This is a genomic window from Pseudomonadota bacterium (assembly GCA_010028905.1).
Lineage (GTDB): Bacteria > Vulcanimicrobiota > Xenobia > RGZZ01 > RGZZ01 > RGZZ01.
In genome coordinates this window covers 1-2,568 of record RGZZ01000611.1, presented here as the reverse complement: position 1 = coordinate 2,568, position 2,568 = coordinate 1, and the positions used below count along the sequence as shown (strand labels likewise).

Genomic DNA, 2,568 nt, shown 5'->3' with positions numbered 1-2,568 from the left:
AAGAAGCTCTCGTCGATGCCGACCTTGTCGATGCCGAGAACGTCGGCGATGATGGCGGCGATCATCTCCTCGACGGGGGTGCGCGGCTCTGTGATGCGCTCCGCGCCACGCAGGGGCGCGGGCAGGGCACGACGATTGACTTTGCCGCTGGCGTTGAGGGGGAGCCGCTCGAGCATGACCCAGGCGGTGGGAACCATGTAGTCGGGCAGGCGTTCATTCAGCCAGTGCCTCATGGCAGCCTCGAAGCCTTCGCTGCCGACGGCCTGCGGCGACAGCTCGAGCCACGCGACAAGTCGCCCTTCGCGCACGTCCACGGCGGCGTTGCGCACGGCCTCGTGCCGGCTCAACGCAGCCTCGACTTCGCCGGGCTCGATGCGGAACCCGCGCAGCTTCACCTGGTCGTCGACGCGACCGAGGAACTCGAGCACCCAGGAAGCTTCCGGAACGGCCGAGGTCATCACCCATCGGCATCGGTCGCCGCTGTCATACATGCGAGCGCCGGCCTGTGCGCTGAAGGGGTCTGGGAGGAAGCGTTCGGCGGTCAGGCCGGGGCGGGATACGTAGCCTCGTCCCACACCTGCGCCGCCGATGTAGAGCCGCCCTGGAACGCCGAGCGGCAGGGGCTCGAGCTGGGCGTCGAGCACGTACAGCCGCACCCCTGGCAGGGGGCGTCCGATGGGAGCGCGCTCCTCTGTGATGTCGCTGCAATCGAAGGCTGCGGCGCAGATGGCGGTCTCTGTAGGCCCATAGGCGTTGATGATTCGAGTGTGCCGCGCGTGCCTCTGCAACAGGCCAGTGGGGGCGGCCTCACCCGCTGCATCGACGCACTCCAGTGCAACGGTGTCGGTGATGTCGAGCGCGGCAAGGAGCGTAGGGGTGAGCGTGAGATGGGTGACGTCATTCTCTTGCAGGCGGCGGCCAAGAAGCGATACCGCCTCGGCGCCTTCCGTTTCTGAGACGACGATTCGCGCTCCGGCGGAGAGGGCGCCAAACACTTCCCAGACGGCCGCGTCGAAGGTCAGCGCCGCAACCTGCAGCACGCAATGCTCAGCATGCAGGTCTCTCAGCTGTCGCTCGCCTGCGATGGTGTTGCAGACAGCGCCGTGGCTGATGCTGGCTCCCTTGGGCTCGCCCGTCGATCCGGAGGTGAAGATGACGTATGCGGTCTGCAGCGGATGCGTCACCACGTGTGGCCGTGTCGATGGCAGTGTGGCACGCAGGCGTTCGACGAATGGTATGTCGATGAGAGCGCTCGCGCCAGCAAGCCGCATCTGTGCTTCACGTCGTTGCCCAGGGTGCTCGGGGTTGAGCGGCACGAATGCGCCGCCCGCCTTGAGCACGCCAAGCTCGGCGACGATTGCCTCGACGCCGCGGGGCAGGCAGATGGCCACCCGTTCCTCGGGTGCGAGACCGGTGCGCAGCAATGCGTGGGCCACGCGGTTGGCACGACGCTCGAGCTCGACATAGGTGAGATGCGTGTCGCCACAGATCAGCGCGATGGCGTGTGGGGTGGCGTCGGCGTGATGCTCGAAGGCGGCGTGCAGCAGGGGGAGCGAGACTGGTGGGGTTTCTGCTACGGCGGTCGTTGCGCTGAGCCCCCACTGCAGTACGCGCTCGCGTTCCTGCGACGAGAGCAGGGGGTACGCGCCCACCGGCGCGTTGGGGTTCATCGCGGCGTGCTCGAGGAAGAGCACCAGTGTCTCGTGGATGCGTGCGATCTCTTCGACGCTGAGGAGATCGGCTCTCCAGATGACCTTGATGTCGAGGGTGTCCGTCGGGTGCGCCTGGTCGATGTTGACGTGCACAACGAGGGCTTCGCTCTGCACGCCGGGTGGGTAGAAACGTCGACGATAGGCGGTCTTGCGCTTCTCTGCGTGGCCGACGATGGAGACGTCGAACAGGCTGCCACTGGCGTTGATCTCGCGCACCAGGCGATCGAAGGGGTAGTCCCCGTGTGAGGAGATCGCGGTGCGCACGCGCTCTGCGACGCCCTGCACCACGTCGGCGAAGCCGAGGTGGGGCTCGAGGTCGGAGGCGGTGGCGTAGGTGCCCACCATCATGCCGCCGCTGCGGCGCAGCGCCGGCGTTCGGCGGCCGTGCCCGACGAATCCCATGGCGATGCGCGGCCGCTCTGTGATCCGGTGGAGCACCAGGGAGAGGGCTGCCTTCACGACGAGATAGGGAGTGGCCCTGCGCGTGCAGGCCACCAGGGCGCGGATGGGAGCATAGGGGAGGCCGAGCGTGACGCTGTGCGCGGTAGGATCTCCTGTGCTCGATCTGTCCGCCGCGGGCAGAGGCGATTCGGGCAGAGGCGTCAGCTGCGCGGTCCAGAAGTCCCGGTCGCGAGCGCACTCCTCGGAGGTCAGGTAGGCCTGCTCGGCCTCGATGAAGCTGCGATAGCTTCCAAAGCTCGCCGGGGCTGGCTCCCCCCCGCCGCGGCGCGCATCGTACTGGCGCGCGATCTCGGTGAAGAGCAGATCACAGGTGGTGCCGTCGCATATCGCGTGGTGCCCCACGAAGAAGAAGCCGTGCTGGTCTCCCCAGGTGAGCAGGGTGAACGAGAAGAGC

At 67.4% G+C, this 2,568-nt stretch carries 1 protein-coding gene; it reads right to left on the bottom strand.

Features of this window, described 5'->3' with window-relative positions; all coding sequences use genetic code 11:
* Positions 1-2,568, bottom strand: a 2,568-nt coding sequence (locus EB084_23480) for an amino acid adenylation domain-containing protein (protein NDD31223.1), incomplete at both ends; no start/stop codon positions are given.